Annotated in this window: 10 protein-coding genes and 1 tRNA gene; 8 read left to right on the forward strand and 3 right to left on the reverse strand. The window is 65.4% G+C overall.

The window, feature by feature from the left end; translation table 11 throughout:
- Positions 1-678: 678 nt before the first annotated feature.
- Both E1300_RS04615 and E1300_RS04620 read right to left on the reverse strand, forming a co-directional pair.
- Entirely contained in the window at positions 679-2,316 is a 1,638-nt protein-coding gene (locus tag E1300_RS04615) for a caspase family protein (RefSeq protein ID WP_131755617.1), read from the reverse strand.
- A gap of 3 nt (positions 2,317-2,319) precedes the next feature.
- The gene (locus E1300_RS04620) at positions 2,320-2,679 is read right to left on the reverse strand and encodes an effector-associated constant component EACC1 (protein WP_131755618.1); all 360 of its coding nucleotides are present in this window, start codon (positions 2,677-2,679) and stop codon (positions 2,320-2,322) included.
- A 305-nt stretch (positions 2,680-2,984) separates the two neighbouring features.
- On the opposite strand from E1300_RS04620, the gene E1300_RS04625 reads away from it, so the two are divergent.
- The 4 genes from E1300_RS04625 (at position 2,985) to E1300_RS04640 (ending at position 6,090) form a co-directional block, all read left to right on the forward strand.
- The gene (locus E1300_RS04625) at positions 2,985-3,653 is read left to right on the forward strand and encodes a Crp/Fnr family transcriptional regulator (protein ID WP_131755619.1); all 669 of its coding nucleotides are present in this window, start codon (positions 2,985-2,987) and stop codon (positions 3,651-3,653) included.
- A 25-nt stretch (positions 3,654-3,678) separates the two neighbouring features.
- On the forward strand, positions 3,679-4,017 hold the full coding sequence (locus tag E1300_RS04630; protein WP_131755620.1) for a hypothetical protein: 339 nt from the start codon (positions 3,679-3,681) through the stop codon (positions 4,015-4,017).
- Between the two features lie 150 nt (positions 4,018-4,167).
- Positions 4,168-4,413 carry a hypothetical protein gene (locus tag E1300_RS04635; protein WP_131755621.1) on the forward strand — a complete coding sequence of 82 codons (246 nt, stop codon included), beginning with the start codon at positions 4,168-4,170 and terminating at the stop codon, positions 4,411-4,413.
- Between the two features lie 522 nt (positions 4,414-4,935).
- Positions 4,936-6,090, forward strand: a complete 1,155-nt coding sequence (locus E1300_RS04640; RefSeq protein ID WP_131755622.1) for a tyrosine-type recombinase/integrase — start codon at positions 4,936-4,938, stop codon at positions 6,088-6,090.
- Between the two features lie 272 nt (positions 6,091-6,362).
- On the opposite strand, the gene E1300_RS49800 is transcribed toward E1300_RS04640, so the two are convergent.
- Positions 6,363-6,430: transfer RNA gene (locus E1300_RS49800), tRNA-Lys, on the reverse strand.
- 289 nt (positions 6,431-6,719) lie between these two features.
- On the opposite strand from E1300_RS49800, the gene E1300_RS49805 reads away from it, so the two are divergent.
- The 4 genes from E1300_RS49805 (at position 6,720) to E1300_RS04655 (ending at position 14,592) form a co-directional block, all read left to right on the forward strand.
- Positions 6,720-7,082 (forward strand): hypothetical protein, encoded by a 363-nt coding sequence (locus E1300_RS49805; RefSeq protein ID WP_165502673.1) that lies wholly within the window; start codon positions 6,720-6,722, stop codon positions 7,080-7,082.
- Positions 7,083-7,300: 218 nt separating this feature from the next.
- Entirely contained in the window at positions 7,301-8,098 is a 798-nt protein-coding gene (locus E1300_RS04645) for a DUF8608 domain-containing protein (RefSeq protein ID WP_131755623.1), read from the forward strand.
- A 1,191-nt stretch (positions 8,099-9,289) separates the two neighbouring features.
- Positions 9,290-9,568 carry a hypothetical protein gene (locus E1300_RS04650; protein WP_131755624.1) on the forward strand — a complete coding sequence of 93 codons (279 nt, stop codon included), beginning with the start codon at positions 9,290-9,292 and terminating at the stop codon, positions 9,566-9,568.
- A gap of 818 nt (positions 9,569-10,386) precedes the next feature.
- On the forward strand, positions 10,387-14,592 hold the full coding sequence (locus E1300_RS04655; protein ID WP_131755625.1) for an nSTAND1 domain-containing NTPase: 4,206 nt from the start codon (positions 10,387-10,389) through the stop codon (positions 14,590-14,592).
- Positions 14,593-14,620 lie beyond the last annotated feature (28 nt).

Consider the following 14,620-nt stretch of genomic DNA (forward strand, 5'->3'; position numbering starts at 1 on the left):
GGACCCCGGCTGAACCCAACGACCTGCGATCCATCCGGCGAAGACCCGTCGTCACCGGCGTGATCAACGAATACCGACACGCCGCATAACCCCAGCTCAAGCCACCCAACTCAATAATCGAGCGGTACAGGATCTGCAACGTCCTCCACACTGATCTGACACCGGCACAATGGTCCCAATACGCGCCGTCCAGCACATACCAGCACACCTGTCCCAGTTGAATCCTGCCCCTGCCGGGAACCTCGTCCGTGCAGGTCAAGCTGCATGCCGGTACTCGTTTAGGATTCCGCCCGGCCGTTGCCTTCTTCGGACATTCAGGTGGGCGATCTGGGCTGATTCGCTGATAGGCGGAGGCAGCGGCTTGAACGGGCGGGCGTTGGCGATGCCCTGATGCGGGTGATGCTCGTTGTAGAAGGAGCTCTTTCCAGCCTCCGGTGCCAGCGCAGCACTGTCGACGGCCGCACCAGTAGCCGCATTCGCCACGATACCTTTGGATGGCGATCGGGTGTAGCAACATTGTAAGCAGCGCCCGACTCGCGGCAACCAGCCCGCCGTAGCCTGTCCCTAAGATTGTTCGATTAGAACCCGGGCCGCTAGCTCGCCGCCCCTGTGCTTCTCACCTGTACGGATGTAGTTTTCGGTAAGCACAGCGTCGAATGGCACCAAACGTCTGCGGATCTAGTGATTCGTATAGTATGACAGGCGCAATTCGACACCTGTCTCGCGTCCATGTTCCGTGAGTGGTGCACCACCGGAACGTGGAGTCCAGACCCAGGGGCGGACATGTGGTGCCGTCTCCTTTTTGCCAGATTCGACACGCAACTGGCGGATCAAGGCGTCTCTGGCCACGGCTGCCTGCTCAGGGTTGCTGAAGCGCCGGTCGACTGGACGCTGGAGGCGATCTTGCTCGACCGCTTCCGCTGTGGCGATGACGTCGTCCCAGTGCTCACTGGACATGTCGATCGGTGGACGGGGCGAGATGCCGGCGCCGAAACGTCCGCCGCTGTAAGAGAGCAGAGCGCGAGCGATCTCGTGGCGACCGGCACGAAGGACGCTGATCGAGCAGACGTCGAGTCTCCTGGTCCGCTCAAGGAAACGTGGGCCGCCTCCGAAGATGTCGAAGTCGGGAAAGATCTCAGCCTCAGTCAAGGTGGCGACGACATGATGAGCACCGCCGATACGCTCGATGGTCACCGCGTCGAGAACCGCCCAAGGCAGCCACGACGTGCCGCTTCGCGCGAAGAGCTGAACGCCCTGCCGCCCGATCTCCAGCCGCAGCGGCCTCCTGGCCATACCGAAGATGCCGACGCAGAATAGCAACACCAGGGCGCCGACTACTGCGAGCACGACTCTCCAACCGAGTGCGGTCTCCGGGAGTAACGCCCCGATGATCAGGCCGGCTCCAAGGACCCCCGACAGCGCGGTGTTGATCCAGTAGAGCCGCCGATGCGCCTCGAATGACAGGTACTCGTTCTCGGCGTTGCCGCGACTCTGACGGAACGGATCCCAGACCTCTACCGTCTCGTGAGACTTCACCGCTTCAGGGCTACGGGGGAGTGATGCCTCGGTCGCTGGGAGCTGACGGTTTCGGGTGAGCGCGATGAGTTCAGCCGTCCGGGTCGCGCGTTTCTCGGGTGTGGGAAGACCCTCGGATCTCATGACGAGGCGGAGGCGTTGGTAGACAGATTCGATCGTGAGGAACTCGCCTCCATCCTCGATGCCTGTCTCGAGCAGGTTGAGGAGCCGTCCGGTGAAGGCTGTGTGCTCTTCACCAGGGAGGGCGAGGGCGACCTGGTCGCGCTGAGCGGAGGTGAGCACATACGTCCCGTGGACATCGATCTGTCCGAGCACCGAGGTGGCCGAGTCTGACATGAGGTCAGCTAACACCCGACCAGAGAAACAGCAGTCTAGGATGACGACCTTATTGGAGGCCGGGCTGTCAAGGATCGCACTGCGCAGTTTCTCATATTCGAGGGCGCTGAACTCGGGCGAGTCCCACTCGCTGTCCGGCAGTGCAAGATACAGCTCATGGCGCTTTCCGCCGACGAGACCGTGCCCGGCGTAGTAGACGAGAAGTAGATCCTCGGCTTGGGACATCGAGGACCTGAGAGTGCGGCCGAGCCGACGGATGTCACCCTCGTCCACGATCGTGGTGCAGTTGCCGGCGGGGACGATCCCCTTCTGCGGATCGGTGAACACCCGGGCCAGGTCTGCCAACGATCGTTCGACGGCGGGCAGGTCCGGCAGGCGCTCGTCGGCGTAGTGCGTGGTGCCTATCAGGACGAGGCGTGACCGGTCGGGATCGGGTAGCCGCATCAACTACTCCGGCCGCTCCGCGTTAAGCGCATGCCGGAGGAGACCCTCAATGTCTTCACGGCTCACGCGCTTCGCCTCAATCTCGATCTTTTGGCCCGGCTCACTTTGGACGAGCAGCCGGATGTCAGAACGGCGCGGCTGAGCCAGCCACACCTTAAGCGAGGACGCAAGGACCGACACAACACCGCCTGACCCGACCGCCACCATCAGGGCGTCGACCGCCGAACCCATCTCGCCGGGGCGCGGCGGAGGCGCTTCCAACCGGGCCCGGCCCGCCAGGTCTGGCTCCCCTCTAAGCCAGTCGGCAAGTGATTCGAGCGTGGATGCTTGATCGTTCTCCGTGATCGAGATGCGCAGGTCCATGCACCCTCCACGGTGCTGCTCGAATGCTCCTCGACAACGGTAGTTCACCGTGTGCTACAAGGCCACCTTCGAGATCGACTTGAAACCCGCAATGGGCGCCAGCGGAGAAGCTCGCTCAAGCGCCCTGGGCTTGCACGCTCTCGGCGTCAACAACTCAGGTATCTCGCCGATGTCTTCTCTGGAGCCAGGCGAACCGCGGATCTCTGAACATCTAAGAGATGCTTTCTCGGCTTACCTTACCTGAACGTTACGTTGTTATATGTTGAGCTAGCCAGGCTGCTCTGCTGAAAATTACACTCTGCGGCATGGTGGAGGACACTTCGATCCGCATCATGGACGTTCTGACCGAGGAACAGCGTGTGGCTCTGGAGGCTCTGGGTGAACCTGTCAAGTTCCCGGCCGAGTGCACGATCTTCTGGGAAGGGCAACCTTCTCATTCGGTACTGATCATTCAAGAGGGACATCTCAAGGTGACCCGCACCGACGCCGGCGGCAACGAGGTCATCCTTGCTGTCCGTGGTGAGAACGAGATCATGGGCGAGGAAGGCGTTCTCATGGGCGAGCCTCGGTCAGCCACCGTGACAACGATCACGCCGGTGAGTGGTCTGGACATCGGTGCCGACGACCTGTTGTGTTTCGTCGACCAGCACCGTCTGTGGGTCGTGATGTATCGGGCTGCAGTACGCCGCCGCCGCCAGTCCGACCAGCGGGCCATGCTGGCGCGGCTGGACGTCAAGAGCCGGTTGGCGCGTTGGCTGCTGGAGCTCGCTGACGAGGTCGGCGAGCCTGTCGAGGACGGATGGGCGATCGGTGCCACCTTGTCCCAGCAGGACTTCGCCGGGAGGATCGGCGCGTCCCGAGACGCAGTCGCCATTGAGCTGCGACGGTTCCGGGACCAAGGGCTGGTCACCACCGGGCGGAGGAGGATCGTGCTTCATGATCTTGAGGCGCTGCGGCAGATCTCGCTCATCTGAACAGCACGGCGGGAGCAGAGAGGCCATGGAACAGATGATCACAGAACCCGAACTCGGGCCGTTCCAAGACATGTGGGACGCCTGGGAGGACGTTCGCGACGAGCTGCTCGACAAGCCTCTCTCTCACTTCCAACGTGCGGCCGAGATCCAGTTCGAAGAACTCGCTGAGCACCTGGCAGCCGGCGATCGCGAGGCTGCGGCGCGGGAAGCAACCGATGTCATCAGCGTCGCGTTGAACCTGCTTCGCAGCCTCGGCTATACCCCGGCGGAGATCGGGATCATCGCAAGGTCCCGCGCCGCACAGCGGATGCAGGGACGAACCCAGCAGATCCTCGAGAAGTACCAGAGGGACTACGACATCTAGCAAGTCAGACGAGCGCCTGCGGATCAGGCCGACGGGCAAGGGAGGTGCCGGAGAGCTCACCTACGGAAGTGGCGGCCCACCTGCGCCAACAGGAGGGCCGCCTGCGGATTCCAGCCTCAGTACTGCGAACGAAGGACCTGGAGCATCCACATGAGCAGACTACGCCTCCACGGCGACGGCACCCAGATCACCTGGCGATCGAGCCGCGCCGCCAAGTCGACCTTGATCATCAGCGGTGCCATCAGCGCCGCTGTCGTGGCCATCGTGTACCCCACGCTCGGCTTTTCGCTCAACGTCGGCGCGGTGATCTTTGTAACCCTCCGTGCCCTCGCACAGGAACCGGCCAGATCCTCCGACAGGCATGACCAGGAGAGCCGAGAAGACAGGACCCGCTGACAGCAGGGGTGAGGCGCTCTGCTTTCGCCGAGGGAACCCATGGCCACCGGTCGACGAATGGGCGCCTCACCGCTGCACAGTGCTTCAATCCCTGCGGATCGACTGCCAGCAGAGCACACCTGTGATCACGGGGCGGTCCTTCCAAGGTGAAGGCGGGCTCTGACGCTGGCGTTCGGTACGAGGGAGGACGCCTTGTCACCGATCATCTAATCCGCGCAGGCGTGGTCGGCTCGAGCCGTCCTCTCGGTGCGGCGGCATCATGGCTGTATGGAAGGTGTCCGAAGTACCGGTGGGGTATACCGGCGGTGCGGTTGCGAGGACCCGTTCGCTGGTCGGGCGGTGGGCAGCAGGTGCCCGCGGTTGGCGGCTGAGCGGAGTCACGGCAGCTGGTACCTGCGGTTGGAATTGGGCCGCGGTCCGGGTGGGATCCGTCGGCGGGTCCGGCGGGGCGGGTTCCCCACCCGGAAGGCGGCTGAGGAGGAACTGCGTCGGTTGCGTGGGCCAACGGGCAGTCCATTGACGGTGGGAGAGTGGCTGGCGCGGTGGTTGGAGCAGCATCCGGGTGCGGTATCGACGGTGGCGGGTTACGCCGATCACGTGCGCCGCTATCTGACGCCGCTGCTGGGCGATCTGCTGGTCGCGGAGGTGACGGTGAGTCACGTGGAGCAGATGCTGGCCACGATCGTCCATGACCACAAGCAGAAGGGGCGCTCGCTGACGGCGGCGACGTTGTCTCGGATTCGGGCGACGTTGCGTGCGGCGTTGAACGCCGCGTTGCGGGCGGGGTTGATTGAGGAGAATCCGGCGTCGTTGGTGGTGTTGGCGCCGGGGCGGCGGCCGCGGGCGGTGGTGTGGACGGCGGGCCGTGTTGAGCAGTGGCGGCGGACGGGGGAGCGTCCTGCGGTGGCGGTGTGGACCGTCGCATTGACCGCCCAGTTCCTCAACGGCATCCGTTCCCATCGCTTGTACGCCGCCTATCACCTGATCGCTTTGCGGGGGGTGCGGCGTGGTGAGGCGGCTGGGTTGCGGTGGTGCGAGGTCGACCTGGACGAGGGGACCGCGGTGATCTGCCGGCAGGTGCAGCGCCGGGACGGCGAGCTGGTGGTGTGTGCGCCGAAGACACCGCACAGCAAGCGGGTCATCGCACTGGACCACACCACCGTCGCGGCGCTGCGCGCACACCGCACCAGGCAGCTGGCCGAGCAGGACGCCCACGGCGACGGGTACTGCGACAGCGGGCATGTGTTCACCAACCTCAACGGCGAGCCCGTCTCGCCGGGCTGGCTCACCCACCAGTTCCAGCGGCTGATCGTCGAACAGGAGATGCCGCCGATCCGGCTGCATGACCTGCGGCACGGCGCGGCGACGCTGGCGTTGGCGGCGGGGGTGGAGTTGAAGGTGGTGCAGGAGATGCTGGGTCATTCCAGCATCGTGCTGACCGCTGACACCTACACCAGCGTGCTCCCTCAGGTCGCCCGGACCGCGGCGGAGAAGACCGCCGCGCTGCTATTGCATGCCGCCGGGATCGTGCCCGGCACCAACCGTCGCCGCGGCAAGGGTCCGGTCCGCCGCCGACGGCGTGCCCCGCGCGGCGGACGGGCCCGGCTGCCGCGTCGGCACCTCGGCAGGGCGAAGGGTCATAGGCCGTCCCGGCCTCGGGCTCGACCACCGGGCTGAGTCCCGGAGGTCTGCCTCGGCGCCGCACCGTAACTCAGAGCTCCGGCTCCCTGCCCCCGAACCCGAACACCGGAGAGGGCAAACCGCATAGTGAAGCCGCATCGGCCGGGGCGGCCGATGCGTGGTTCGACCTGCCCAGGTTGAGGAACTGGAGGGGGCCTGTCCGTGCGAGGTTCTCCGGCGTGGGGTTCGTCCCCAGGCGGGCCTCATCCCGGCCTCAGGCATGATCGACCACGCCCGGCGGTGTGCGTGTCCGCCCTGGTCAGGTGGGGTGGGTCGCGTGGGACTCGAACCCACAACCTACGGATTAAAAGTGCCGCCACATCCCGCTCCGTGCCAGTCCGTTTCGAAACCGCCGAGCCGACAACGAGCCGACATAGGCGTGTGGGATGTGTGGCTGCTTGCCGGGCAACCTCGCTCGACCAGCATGGACGGGATTGTCGGCAAGCGCATCGTCGGCGCTATCAAAGCGTCGCGCTTACCTGCGGCGCCGGCCAGTGTGGCGTCGGGACGCCGTAGTCGGTTCCCAACCGGTCCGCCGGGTCCTGCCACACCACCAGCACTGTCCGCGCGACCACCCGGTCCGACCCGGCATGCAGACCGGGTGCGGCCAACCCCGCCATCGCCAGGTGACGATCAACACCACGGTGTGCCGGACCGGGCACACCAGGACATCTGGCCGCCCGTCGCCTACACCGACCACCTCAAATCGTCTAGATCCGCCGGTACGGCTGCAGCAACCACTCATCCCATCTTACGAGGAAGATCACTTTCTGCCCGCTCAGCCTCGGCTTGGCGCCTTCCGACTCTCGCGACCGGTGGCCCGAGACCAGCGCCTGCCCAAGCCCAACGACGACGTCGAGTTCACCTTGTATCGCGCTGTCTGCGACGGGATGGTGACACTGGCCGCCGCCGCCCAGCACGCCACCACCAACTGGACCATCACCCTGCGTACCCTGCACCGGCCAGACCGGGTTCGCCTCGGTCAATAAGTTCTGCACCCTAGTGGAGTGCCGGTGAGAATCGTGTCACGAGCCGCAGACGGCGGTGATCTCGTGAGGGACTCCCTGGCCTGAGTAGTCGCGGTACGGACAATGCCCGATGAGAGCGGTCATGCCCTTGCGGCTCAGCCGCCACCCGGCGAACCGCTTCCGACGTACCCAAGAAACCCTTCCCCGCAGGGTCGTTATCGCTGGCAAGATACGACACTATGGCGAACTTCTTGATAAAAGATCTACGGGGAATCGCTGAGGGCTTCCCCGAGAGCTTGAACGACTGGCCCCACATCCCGTGCCCTACCTGCACGCGAGGCAGTTTGCTCCCCATCCCTGACACGTTCGTGGCAGAGGAGTCAGTCACTAGTAGGTCCTTGCACGACAACGAGGCGTGGGAGCCCGAGTGGATCCAGGGTGACTTCCACTGCGTGCTTACGTGCAGGAAAGAGACCTGCGATCACGTGCGCGTCATCGGCGAGATGACCGTCGGCTGCGCAGGCCGGCATGACATCCAGTACGAGCAGTACTTGACGCCGACCATGTTCTTTCCGGCTCTGCCTCTTCTCGAAAGCCGCGCCCTGTGCCCCCCAGAGGTTGGGGAGCGAGTGGACGCCGCAGCCAAGATCCTTTGGCTCGACCCCAACGCTGCTGCGAACAGGATCCGGGCAGCGGTCGAGGCCCTGATGGACGACCGGAATGTAATCCGTACGCAGCCCAATCGTGAGGGGAAGGTCGTCAGGCTTAGCCTTGACAAACGGATTGCAAGTTTCAAGACAGCGCTGCCGCAGCATGCGGACGCCGCTGAACTGCTCCTGGCCGTCAAGTGGATCGGCAACGTGGGCAGCCACGAGGACGTTCTCCGCGTCCCTGACGTCCTGGAGGGAGTCGAGTTCTTGGACCGCGCCCTTTCCTTGATCTATGACACGAACCTCGACGACATAAGGAAGAGGGCATCCGAGGTCACAGCTCGGCGAGGACGGCCCAGCACCTTCTCCATCAAGGTCCCGTTCTGAGTCAGTGACCGCGAACATGCAGGAGGCGTGTGGGCTCCCCGGTCGGTTGCTGCTCGCGCTCTGAACCTGCTGAAGACTCGGACTCCGCGTGCTGGTCCGAGCCATCCGTGCAGCCGACTTCGGTGATCGACAGCTTCGACGTTGACGCGATGGCCGTCTCACGTCACGACCCACGCCCTCTGACTAGGTCAGACTCGTACACCACCTCTGTGGACGCAACCCTTGGTGCCGGGCGCCGGTGACGCCGGTGTGGACGTCGACGAGCTGTTCGACGCCATCGAGGACGCCCTGGACGCCAGAACCGTGCCGGGGATCCCTCAGGACGTCCTGGCCGACGAGGACGACGTCCCCGGAAGGTCCTTCGCGGACACCCTGCAGGACCTGGCCGACGCGCACGCCGCCGCGTACCCCGACGGCGCGTGCGCCGACCCCTGGCCGCCTCGTGCCGTTGAGTTCCTCTCCGAACAGGACCGGCTCCGGAGGGCCCTGTGCGAGGCGTGGCGGGAAGCCCACGCTGCTCACCAGCAGGCCGAAAAGGAGGCCGCCGCCGACGCCCCGGCGGTCGCGGACGTGCTGCCTGCGCCGGTCGCCGACAGATCAGCGCCCGCCACGCCCTGTGGACCGACATCGCCCGGTAGCGCGCCGACCTGGCGGCCGCGCACACCGACGACCTTGACCAGCGTGCCACCCTGCCGCTCGCGGCTACGCCGCCGCGGCCCTGGCGGTGTTCAACGCGGCCGTCGCCGGCGCCGACCCGCGTCCAGCCTCCTGCGGGCGATGACGACGGCTGGGACGACCCGCACCTGGCTCCGCCCGCCGGGACCGGCATCCACGCCGTCGACGCCGAAGCCGCCAAGCTACGCGCCACCGCCGTTGGAATCCGATCAAGCGCCGCGGCCCCGCCCTCAAACGCCGTCGCAGCCGCTTCGCCTCCGTCGCGTCCGCCCTGCTGGATCCGGCACTCCCTTCGCCGAGCTGGCTCGGATCCTGCAAAGCACACCGAGGGCGGCGCCCTCCGCCAGCGCTTGCATCCGCAGGCCTGAGCCCCACCCCCCGATCCTGGCCGCTGAACCGTTGCGGCGGCCGCGCCGAGCTCACTGAGACGCATCACCGAAGTCCCGGGCCCTCGATGAAGGCACTGGGGACTTCGCACGTCTAGGCCGATCGGAGTCGCGAGTTACCGTCCACGACGTGGGTGAGGAGGACATCGAACCGGCCGCGGGCGAGGTGGCGGCGATGGAGATCATCGCGCAGATCATGGAGGCGCTGCGCTCGGGCGGCTGCTACCAGACCCGTTACGACAACGGGGATCAACGCGCGGTGCTGCAGCGGTCTGGGCGGATCGCCCGCGCCGCCTTCGCACCGCGGCGGATCACTGCACGCAGCTCCGGCAGCGTTTTCACGCGCCTGGACCTACCCCACCCCGCTGGAGCAGCGGGTGCTCTGGCACAAGAGAAGTCGAGGCGATGAACGCCATCCAGCCCAAGAACTGGCAAGAGCGTCTCCGTCGCCGCGGCCACGAGCCGCGGACCGGGCCACCCTGACGGGGAGCCCGCGGGGCCGCCTGCGCTTACGCGGACGGCCCCGGGCTGTTCGCCACTCAATAGGAAGGCCCCCTGGGGCAACAGAGGGCCTTCGAAGCAGGTTGGCCTGGACCAGCGCATGCCTGCTCGGAGGGGATCGCTCCCCCGCTTGCTCGACTATCACCCGTGGGGGCCTGCTCTGCCAAGCCGTATGGACGGCCTCGGACCGAACAGGACGCGTGAACAATCTCTGGTGCGTTGACCTGCGCAAACAGCAGAGTTGTTCACAGTTGTCTCTGACGCCGTCCGGGACACCGGTCATCGATGGCCAGATATTCACGTTTTTGTCCAGGCGGATTCGGGCTCGATGCGGGGGGTCTCACTTGTTCACGTTTGGGTGTCACCGATGCCTTTTCTGGCTTAGCTGTAGATTTCCTGAACGTCGCCCAAGACCATGGGGGCAGCGTTCTTGGAGCGGTGCTGAGGGCAAACGGCGCCGTTTCGTGTGGTGGACGCCTGGACCAGCATCGACCAGGAGGTCGAGTGATGATGCCTGCGCTACGGGGGGTGATGGGGTGTGTTGTACCTGTCGGCCGCTCCATCTCGACGAAGCTCGTGATCGTCGTTGTCTTCATAGTGGTGATCATTTCAGTGTGCTGCGGGCACGCTGCGGCCGTCAGCGCCCTTGCTGCGACCCTCCTGGTTGCAGCTGAGCTGAATGATCGACTCGACGACCATCGTCTCTGACCCGTCCGCTGCCGGGTTATGGGCGAGAAACGGCCGGTCGGCCGTCCCTCAAATCCCATCGACTACCGCAATGGGGCGGTGGCCGAGTTCGCCGAGCGGCTGCGTCAGCTGCGCGAGCGTAAGGGGTTGACAGTCGCGCAGCTGGCGCAGCAGGCGCACATCGCGACCGGGTCGGTCAGCAAGGCAGCTTCCGGGCGAGTTCTGCCTTCGTGGGAGGTCGCCCAAGCCTACCTTGCTGCCTGCGGTGAAGATCCGCGAGCTTGGCGAGCGCAGTGGGAGGCGGCCGGCGGCTTAATCCAAGGGGACAACCACTCCGCCGCTAAGAAGTCGGCGAAGCCTCCAGATCGCATGGTCGAACCGCGCGATCTGGGAGCTCCGCAAGTCGACTCGATCTCGTCCGCGCACGAGTTCCATCTGGCGTTGCTGGAGCTGCGCGTGCGCAGTGGCAACCCTTCCTTGCGTGTGCTCTGCAGCCGGGCCCGAGAGGCAGGGCATGCGCTGGCGCGCAGCACGCTGGCCGACGCGCTCCGAAGAACCGATCGATTGCCTCCACTGGAGATGGTGGAGGCTCTGCTGGCGGCCTACAAAGTCGCCATCCCTGACCGGGAGACCTGGCGGTGGGCCTGGTCGCGCGTGGCTTACCTACGGCAGCGAGACACTGCTGTCCCTGCGGGCCGGTGGTTGGGCGTATGCCCCTATCCTGGATTAGCGGCGTTCGATGCCGACCACGCCGAGGTCTTTTACGGCCGCGAAGAGCTTATCCAGCGTCTCAGCGATCGTCTTCCTACCGCCGCTCTGCTCGCTGTGATCGGCGCATCGGGCACTGGCAAGTCCTCGCTCGTGCATGCTGGTCTGCTGCCGGCCTTGAGCGCAGACAAGCCGCCAGGATCGGCTACTTGGCCTCATGTGACCATGAGGCCTGGATCGACGCCGTTGACAGCGTTGGCGGGCTCCTTGGCCGCGCTGACCGGCGCCAACACAATCGCGGTTCGCGAGGCTCTGGCCGAGGACCCGGCCAGTGCTCAGCATCACGTTCTAGAGGGACTCCACAGCGCCGGAGTTGCTGTCCCCACCGGTGACGACTTTTCCGGAGTGCGCCGTCTGGTGGTGGTGGTCGACCAGTTCGAGGAACTGTTCACCCTCACTGGCGACGAGACCGAACGGCGTACGTTCATCACCGCACTCACCGCAATGGCAGGGACGAATGACGCTGCTGGGCCAGCAGTGGTGATCGTGTCGGTGCGCAGTGACTTCTTCGCCGAGTGCGCGAACTATCCGGCTCTGACCGCGGCACTTGAGAACTCGTTCGTAGTTGGACCGATGACAGACAGCAAACTTCGGCTGGCGATCACCGGCCCGGCGGCTGCGGCTGGTCTCGACCTAGAAGCCGACCTGGTCGAGACGATTATGGACGACCTTCCTACCGGCCCGGGTGTGTTGCCGTTTCTTGCGCACACACTGCGGCAAACCTGGGAACACCGTGAAGGAAACGTCCTGACGCGCCGCGCTTATGTCAAAGCCGGAACGGTAACGGGCGGGATCCAGGCAACTGCCGAAGCAGCCTACGCCGCCTTGACTCCAGCCCAGCAGACTACCGCGCGAGAATTGCTGTTGAGGATGGTAAGCCTCACTTCTGACGGACCGGCTCGGCGTCGTGTTCACCTCGCTGATCTGGAGGGTCTGGCTGCAGCGCGCATCGTGCTAGACGTTTTCACGCATAGGCGACTGATCGTTGTCGATGGCGACACCGCTGAAATCGCTCATGATGCGCTGCTGGTCGCCTGGCCTCGGCTGACGGCCTGGATCTCTGATGATCGGGACCGACTCCGCGCGCTCGGCCGAGTGACCGACGACGCCCAAGCATGGCAGCGAGAGGACCGGGACCCAGCACTGCTATACGCCGGACCGCGCCTCAACACCGTCATCGCCGATCTCGACGAGACCGTCGGCCTTCCACCCGCGGTGCCCGTCTTCCTCCATGCGTCACGCAGACTGCACAGAAGGGCGCAACGCCGACGCCTAGCTCTGATCGCGATCCTGGCGCTTCTCGTCTTGATGGCAGCCCTTGCTGTCAACTTCGCCTTGCGGGAGGGCGAGAGTGCGCAGCGGCAGCGTAAGCTGGCCGAGTCCCGCCAGTTGGCCGCGCAGGCTACCCAGCTCAGATCTCGCGATGTGAACCTCGCCGCCCAACTCGCGTTGGCGGCCTACCGGATCTCACCCACAACCGAAGCACGATCGGCGCTGCTGCAGGCCGCCGCTCAACCCGGCGTTACCCGCATCCCCGGCTCAGGTGGGCCCTTGCAGACCGTGGCATTCACGCGAAACGGCAGGGAAATGGCCACAGGTGGCGCCCAGGGGACGATCCGGTTGTGGAACACCGCCAACCGAGGGCACCCCACTGCGCTTGGACAACCGCTACACGGACACCACGGCACCGTCAACTCCGTCGCGTTCAGTCCTGACGGTCGGCTTTTGGTCAGTGGAGGCGGCGACGGTGTCGTGCGTTTGTGGTCAACGGCCGGTAGCTCGGACCATGTCCTGCCTGGCACGCACGGCGCCGTGTACGCAGTGGCGTTCAGTCCCGACGGGCGCACGGTCGCTGCGGCCAGCGCGGATCAAACAGTGCGCCTGTGGAGTCTCAACGAATCAAACCAGTCCGTCGCGGCCAGTACGTCGCTCACCGGCTTCACTGGGCCGGTGCAGTCGGTGGCATTTAGCCCCGATGGCCGCACCTTGGCCGCTGGCGGCGCCGACGGCACCGTACGGCTGTGGGATCTAGCCGATCGCGCCCACCCGCGATCGTTGAGCGCGCCACTAACCGGTGCTGCCAAATCCGTTCTGTCGGTGGCATTTAGCCCCGATGGCCGCACCTTGGCCGCTGGCGGCGCCGACGGCACCGTACGGCTGTGGGATCTAGCCGATCGCGCCCACCCGCGATCGCTGGGCGCACCGCTGACCGGCGCGCAGGGCTCGGTCACCTCGGTGGCCTTCACTCCCGACGGTCATGGCCTGGCGGCAGCTGGCATGGACGCCCAAGTAAGAATCTGGAACCTCACCACCCACAGAAGCATCACCTCACTGCCCCAGCCAGCACCGGCGACTGCGGTCGTTTTCCTCAGCAACCGGTCCCTCGCCACCAGCGGCGCCGACGGGATGGCTCGGATATGGGACCTGGCCGACCCTCCCGCCGGTAAGGACGGGCGCGAGATCCTCTCCGCCACCTTCAGTTCACGCGACCACATTCTGGCCACTATGTCCGGAGACGGCACAGCGCGGCTTTTGAGTCTGGCTGATCCCCGCCAACCCCCTGCGCTGAAGGGCGTGATCCGGAACACGGCGGGCGCAGGTAAGTCCTCGGGAGCGAGTGCATTGAGTCCGGACGGGCGGTTCTTGGCCGCCGGCGGCAGCAAAGGCGCCGTACAATTGTGGGATGTATCCGCCCCTGATCACCCAAAACGCCTGAACCGTTTGACTGCATCTACCGCGCTAATTGAAGGGATCACGTTCAGTCCCAATGGCAGTCTAATGGCCGTGGCCAGCAGCGACAAAACCGTCTCTCTTTGGGATGTAACCGATCCCCGGAGGCCGATCCGGGCGGCCTTGCTGACCGGCCCGGCAGATTATGTCTACCAGCCAGCCTTCAGCCCAGACGGGCGAACCCTTGCCGCTGGCAGCGCCGACCGCTACTACTACCTGTGGGATGTGACCGACCCTTCCCGCCCGACCGCGCTGAGCCGACAACTCGCTGGTGACTCCTATGTGTTCAGCGTCGTGTTTAGCCCAGACGGCAGGACTCTGGCGACGGCCGGAACTGACAGCAAGGTACGGCTGTGGGATGTCAGTGACCGCCGACTTCCTGCGCTACTTGGAACACCTCTGACTGGCCCTAGCGGCTACATCTATTCAGTCGCATTCGGGCTTGGTGGCCGACAACTGGCGGCATCCGGTGGCGATGGCAGCACCTGGCTCTGGGGCCTTACCCAGCGCCACAAGCCGCGCGCATACGCCTTCCTGACCGGGCCAGTCGGCCCGCAGTTCACCAACACCTTCGACGCCAGGCGCCCCCTGCTGGTCACCGCAGGCCGAGATGCGACCCTGCGGATATGGACCACCGACCCCGAACAAGCCGCCGCCAAGATTTGCGCGACTGCCGGACAACCCATTACACGTTTCGAATGGGATGACCACCTCAATGACCGTCCATACGATCCACCATGCAAATGAACCGCATGAGCGGCACCGGTACAAGGCG

The organism is Actinomadura fibrosa (assembly GCF_900659615.1).
Taxonomy (GTDB): domain Bacteria; phylum Actinomycetota; class Actinomycetes; order Streptosporangiales; family Streptosporangiaceae; genus Spirillospora; species Spirillospora fibrosa.

What these genes read in the sequence shown, in the direction of transcription:
- E1300_RS04615 (WP_131755617.1), bottom strand. Translation starts at nt 2,316, where the DNA reads ATGCGGCTACCCGATCCCGACCGGTCACGCCTCGTCCTGATAGGCACC.
- E1300_RS04620 (WP_131755618.1), bottom strand. Translation starts at nt 2,679, where the DNA reads ATGGACCTGCGCATCTCGATCACGGAGAACGATCAAGCATCCACGCTC.
- E1300_RS04625 (WP_131755619.1), top strand. Translation starts at nt 2,985, where the DNA reads ATGGTGGAGGACACTTCGATCCGCATCATGGACGTTCTGACCGAGGAA.
- E1300_RS04630 (WP_131755620.1), top strand. Translation starts at nt 3,679, where the DNA reads ATGGAACAGATGATCACAGAACCCGAACTCGGGCCGTTCCAAGACATG.
- E1300_RS04635 (WP_131755621.1), top strand. Translation starts at nt 4,168, where the DNA reads ATGAGCAGACTACGCCTCCACGGCGACGGCACCCAGATCACCTGGCGA.
- E1300_RS04645 (WP_131755623.1), top strand. Translation starts at nt 7,301, where the DNA reads ATGGCGAACTTCTTGATAAAAGATCTACGGGGAATCGCTGAGGGCTTC.
- E1300_RS04655 (WP_131755625.1), top strand. Translation starts at nt 10,387, where the DNA reads ATGGGCGAGAAACGGCCGGTCGGCCGTCCCTCAAATCCCATCGACTAC.